We start from the raw sequence: 5,774 nt of genomic DNA on the forward strand, positions 1-5,774 counted from the left end.
GGCGCCCCATGCAACACGTAATTGGGACATAGCCTTTTTTATAGGCTTCAATCTGTCTGTTTGCATCATCCGGACGACAGGCCAGGTGTCTAAGCCAGCCAGTAACGGGGATCGTCATCCCCGCCCCTTCCGATGCCGCTCAGCGAAGGCTTAACCGCCGACGGCAATACGCTTCATGTCCTTCATGTAACCACGCAGGGTCTGGCCGATCTTCTCGATCGGGTGGTTGCGGGTCGCTTCGTTGGCAGCCAGCAAGGCCAGGTTGTCCACCGCCTTGCTCTCGGCACGGGCACTGCCCAGGTCCCCTGCTTGCAGAGTCGGCATGAAGTGCTCGCGCAGCAGCGGCACGGCGGCGTTGGCGAACAGGTAGTTGCCGTACTCCGCGGTATCGGAGATGACCACGTTCATTTCGTACAGACGCTTGCGGGCGACGGTGTTGGCGATCAGCGGCAACTCGTGCAGAGACTCGTAGTAGGCGGACTCTTCATAGATGCCGGAGGCCACCATGGTTTCGAACGCCAGCTCGACACCCGCCTTGACCATGGCCACCATGACCACGCCATTGTCGAAGTACTCCTGCTCGGCGATCTTGCCGGCATAGGCAGGGGCATTCTCGAAGGCGGACTTGCCGGTCTCTTCGCGCCAGCCGAACAGCTTGGCATCGTCTTCGGCCCAGTCAGCCATCATGCCGCGGGAGAACTCGCCGGCGATGATGTCATCCATGTGCTTCTCGAACAGCGGACGCATCAGGGTGCGCAGTTGCTCGGAGAGCTCGAAGGCACGCAGCTTGGCCGGGTTGGAGAGACGGTCCATCATCAAGCTGATGCCGCCCTGCTTCAGGGCCTCGGTGATGGTCTCCCAGCCGAACTGGATCAGCTTGCCGGCATAGGCCGGGTCGGTGCCCTCGGCAACCAGCTTGTCGTAGCAGAGCAGGGAACCGGCCTGCAGCATGCCGCACAGAATGGTCTGCTCGCCCATCAGGTCGGATTTCACTTCCGCGACGAAGGAAGATTCCAGCACGCCGGCACGGTCGCCACCGGTAGCAGAGGCCCACGCCTTGGCGATGGCCATGCCCTCACCCTGGGGATCGTTCTCCGGGTGCACGGCGATCAGGGTCGGTACGCCGAAACCACGCTTGTACTCTTCACGCACTTCGGTGCCCGGGCATTTGGGTGCAACCATCACGACGGTGATGTCGGAACGGATCTGCTGACCCTCTTCCACCACGTTGAAGCCGTGGGAGTAGCCCAGAGCGGCGCCCTGCTTCATCAGCGGCATCACGGTTTTGACGACGTCGGAGTGCTGCTTGTCCGGAGTCAGGTTCAGCACCAGATCGGCGGTCGGGATCAGCTCTTCATAGGTGCCGACCACGAAGCCGTTGTCAGTGGCCTTCTGCCAGGAGGCGCGCTTCTCGGTGATGGCGGCCTTGCGCAGGGCGTAGGAGATGTCCAGCCCGGAGTCGCGCATGTTCAGGCCCTGGTTCAGACCCTGGGCGCCACAGCCCACAATCACCACCTTCTTGCCCTTCAGCACGTTGCAGCCGTCCGCGAACTCCTCGCGCTGCATGAAACGACACTTGCCCAGCTGGGCCAACTGCTGACGCAGGTTCAAGGTGTTGAAATAGTTAGCCATGGTGATTGCTCCGTTCGATTGATTCCATGCCGGATAGCGGCGTTGTCGAAACCACTATAGCGCGGGACACTTATTGCCTGAACTGATATATTCGAAACAGTACGTTGCAGGAATTGAAATGTGATTTCCCGCAATCTCCCGCCGCCGAGCCATCGTGCTACAGGGCGCCTGACAACGCCGCAGGAATAAAAAGATGGACCTTCGCAATCTCGAACTGTTTCTCCACCTCGCCGACTCCCTCCACTTCGGCAAAAGCGCCGATGCCATGGCGGTCAGCCCCTCCACCCTGAGCCGCGCCATCCAACGACTGGAACAGGAGACCGGCTGCGTGCTGTTCGAGCGGGACAACCGCTCGGTGCGGCTCACCCCTGCTGGTGACAAGCTGCGGGAGTTTGGCGGTGCCTTGCTGCAGGAGTGGCGCCAACTCAAACAGGAGCTCAAGCGCAGCGACGAGCCGCTGCAAGGGCGGCTGCGGGTGTTCTGCTCGGTCACCGCCAGCTACTTTCTGCTGCCCGAGGTACTGGAACGCTTTCGTCGCCGTTATCCCCAGCTGGAGATCAAGCTGGAGACCGGCGACCCTGCACTGGCAGTGGACAAGATCCTGGCTGACGAAGCCGATCTCGCCATCGCAGCGAGGCCGGATGCGCTCTCGTCCAAGCTGGAATTCGCCAGCCTGCAACAAGTCCCTCTGGTGTTCATCGCCCCCCGCAATGCCCCCCAGCAGGGTCAGTGGTTCCCCCAGGGCGAACCTGACTGGGAGCGCCTGCCGCTGATCCTCTCCGAACAGGGGCTGGCCCGAAAGCGCTGTGATCAATGGTTTCGCAACAAGGGGATAGCTCCCAACATTTATGCAGAAGTGGCGGGCAACGAGGGCATCGTCGCCATGGTGGCCCTCGGCTTCGGTGTGGGTGTCGTGCCTGCCGCCGTCATCGATCACAGCCCCATGGGGGACAAGGTGCGTGTGGTCGAGCCCAAACCGGCGCTCAAGGCGTTCGACGTCGGTATCGCCGTGCTCAAGAAGCGGCTGGAAGAGCCGCTGATCCGCGCCTTCTGGGATACTGCACGCGGCCAGGGAGGCCTTCGCTGATCCGGCAGGCGTCGGAGCCACAGTGAGTGTCAAATGTATCAGTATGAAAGTGGGGGAGAAGAGGGGACACTGGCCGGCACCATCCAGCCACCATCAAGGAATAGAGCGTGAGCCAGCATCTTGTCGAAATCCGCAGTGCCATCCTGTTCGCAGAATATCTGCAAAGCCTCGGGGTCCAGCGCCATGAACTCGATCGGGAGCAGGAGATCTATCTCCAGGACAAGCACCTCGCCACGGTCCAATGCATTCAGGGGGAGCTGCGCTTTTATCTGCGCGCCAGCGCACTGGCCAGATCGTGATCCGCAATCGGTCACAGAACCCGCACGCAAAGCGTATTAGACTGGCACCATCCGCCCCCCTCGCCCCGGGGGCCACCACGAGGAGTGCCCATGAAACAAAGCGGTCTGGATCGGCTCTTCAAACCTCACTCGATCGCCGTCATCGGCGCCTCCAGTGATCCGCAGAAAGCAGGCCATGTGGTCATCCGGCACCTGCTGGCGGGTCAGTTCCAGGGCCCTATACTACCCGTAGCCCCCCGCAGCCAGGCCATCGCTGGCGTGCTCGCCTATCCGGACATAGAGAGCCTTCCCCTCTCCCCCGATCTCGCCATCGTCTGCACCCGACGCGAACGGGTACTGCCGCTCATCGAGGAGCTCGGCAAGAAAGGAACCGGAGCCGCCATCATACTGGCCGCCCAGTTCTCCACTGACGAGCGCCTGCGGCTCAAGCATCTGTGCCAGCAATACGGCATCCGGCTGCTCGGCCCCAACAGCATGGGCATGCTGCTCCCCGGGCAGGGTATCAACGCCAGCTTTTCCCCCATTGCAGCGACTCCGGGACAGGTGGCGTTTCTCTCCCAGTCGGCAGCGGTCAGCACCACCATCCTGGATTGGGCCAAGCAGCGCGAAATCGGCTTCTCGGCCTTCATCTCCCTGGGCGATCATTGCGACATCGACTTTGGCCAACTGCTGGATCAGCTCTCCCGGGACGGGACGACCCGCGCCATCCTGATCTACATGGACAAGCTGCACGATGCCAGGCACTTTCTCTCCGCCGCCCGTGCCGCCTCGCGCAACAAACCCATCCTGATCCTCAAGAGCGGTCGGCATGACCCGGCCAACGGTCTCGACAATGTCTATGATGCCGCCATCCGCCGGGCTGGCATGCTGCGCGTCCGGGATACCCACGAACTGTTTGCCACTGTCGAGACCCTGAGCCACTCCCTGACCCTCAAGGGGGAGCGGCTCGCCATCCTCTCCAACGGGCGCGGCCTCGCCAACATGGCCGCAGACGTACTGCTGTCTCGGGGAGGCAAGCTGGCGATGCCCCCCCTCGACATCGGCAGCGATGCCGATATCGAGGCCTACAAGAGTGCACTCGAGACGCTGCTCCAAGGGGACAGTGCCGATGCCATCCTGCTGATCCATGCACCGTCCCTCACCGCCCGAGGTGTCACCCTCGCCAGCAACCTGATCGACTTCATCAAGCAGCATCCCAGGGCCAGACGATTCAACATCCTGACCAACTGGGCAGGCGAATACTCCGCCCAGGAGGGGAGACGCCTGTTCAACGAGGCGGGCATACCGACCTATCGCACCCCGGAAAGCGCCGTCACGGCCTTCATGCACATGGTGGAATATCGCCGCAACCAGAAACAGTTGATGGAAACACCGGCCTCCCTGCAGGGCGACAGGCTCGATGTCGAGCGCTGCCAGCAGCTCCTTGGGCAAGCGCTGGACCGCCAGCAGCGGGTGCTGGACACCCACCTGGCCCATCCCATCTTGCAGGCAGCCGGGCTATCCACCCTCGCGACCTGGATCGTCTCCGATGCCATCGAAGCCGCACTGACTGCAGAACAGATTGGCTACCCCGTAGCGGTGAAGCTGCGATCTCCCGACATCGCCCACAAATCCGATGTACACGGTGTCATGCTGAACCTGCGCACCTCGGCGGAAGTCGCCCAGGCGGCAGATGCCATTCTGGACAGGGTACGTCAGCACGATCCTGGCGCCCGCATAGAAGGGCTGCTGGTACAACGCATGGCACGCCGCAGCGGGGGTCTGGAGCTACGGATCCGCTTGCAGCAAGATCCGGTCTTCGGCCCCGTCATCCTGCTCGGGGAATCCGGCGCCGAGCCCCGCGAGATGGTCGCGGCCCTTCCTCCCCTCAACCAGGCACTGGCTCGCTACCAGATCATTGGTGCCCTCAAGGATGGCAAGATCCGCGAGCAGGCCAGTCCGGTACGGCTCGATATCGACGCCCTCGGCCAGGTGCTGTGCCAGCTCTCCGAGCTGCTGCTGGCCTTCCCCGAGATACAAGAACTGGATCTGCACCCGCTGCAGGCCTGTGGTGAAGAGATGGTGATCCTGGATGCCCGGCTCGTCCTGGCAGAGCGAGGACAACAAGTGCTGCCACTGGCCATTCGCCCCTATCCCACCGAGCTGGAAGAGGGTGCCTGGCTGAAAGATCAGAGTCATGTACTGCTGCGCCCCATCCGCCCCGAAGACGAGCCGGCCCACAAGCAGTTCGTGCGGCAGGTGTCTGATGAAGACAGGTACAAACGCTTCTTCGCCGACGTGGGGGAGCTGGGGCATGAGGAGCTGGCCCGCATGACCCAGATCGATTATGACCGGGAAATGGCCTTCGTCGCCGTGGGTCAGGACGGCCCTTTCAGCCAGCAGATCCTGGGAGTAGTGCGAGCCATTGCCAGCCCGGATCAATCGGATGCGGAGTTTGCCATCCTGGTCCGCTCAGACTTGAAAGGGCTCGGACTCGGCAAGTTGATGATGGAAAAGATCGTGCGCTATGCCAGAGAGCGTGGCATAGGCCAGCTCTCTGGCATGACCATGCCCAGCAATCGCGGCATGATCAATCTGGCCAAACGGCTCGGTTTCAAGATCGATATTCAGCTGGAAGATGGGATAGTCAACATGGAGCTGCCCTGTGCTGATCAGGTTGTATAACGATACAATTGTGGTGGTAAATCAACCAGATATGGATGGATAACGTGAACTTCAGGCAATAAAAAACCCCGCTCGAGTGAGCGGGGTTTCTT

Annotated in this window: 4 protein-coding genes; 3 read left to right on the forward strand and 1 reads right to left on the reverse strand. The window is 61.8% G+C overall.

Features of this window, described 5'->3' with window-relative positions:
* Positions 1-150: 150 nt before the first annotated feature.
* Positions 151-1,632, reverse strand: coding sequence for a ketol-acid reductoisomerase (gene ilvC, locus AACR77_RS13185; RefSeq protein ID WP_039041087.1), 1,482 nt, complete (start codon positions 1,630-1,632; stop codon positions 151-153).
* A 193-nt stretch (positions 1,633-1,825) separates the two neighbouring features.
* Here ilvC and ilvY point away from each other — a divergent pair, with 193 nt between their 5' ends.
* The 3 genes from ilvY to AACR77_RS13200 all read left to right on the forward strand — a co-directional run bounded on the left by ilvY (position 1,826) and on the right by AACR77_RS13200 (position 5,682).
* Positions 1,826-2,719 carry an HTH-type transcriptional activator IlvY gene (ilvY, locus tag AACR77_RS13190; RefSeq protein ID WP_010676123.1) on the forward strand — a complete coding sequence of 298 codons (894 nt, stop codon included), beginning with the start codon at positions 1,826-1,828 and terminating at the stop codon, positions 2,717-2,719.
* A gap of 107 nt (positions 2,720-2,826) precedes the next feature.
* The gene (locus AACR77_RS13195; protein ID WP_042878337.1) at positions 2,827-3,018 is read left to right on the forward strand and encodes a hypothetical protein; all 192 of its coding nucleotides are present in this window, start codon (positions 2,827-2,829) and stop codon (positions 3,016-3,018) included.
* Between the two features lie 90 nt (positions 3,019-3,108).
* Positions 3,109-5,682 (forward strand): bifunctional acetate--CoA ligase family protein/GNAT family N-acetyltransferase, encoded by a 2,574-nt coding sequence (locus AACR77_RS13200; RefSeq protein ID WP_042016390.1) that lies wholly within the window; start codon positions 3,109-3,111, stop codon positions 5,680-5,682.
* The last annotated feature ends 92 nt before the right edge of the window (positions 5,683-5,774 follow it).

This window comes from Aeromonas sp. ZOR0002, assembly GCF_963866995.1.
GTDB classification, from domain to species: Bacteria; Pseudomonadota; Gammaproteobacteria; order Enterobacterales; family Aeromonadaceae; genus Aeromonas; species Aeromonas caviae.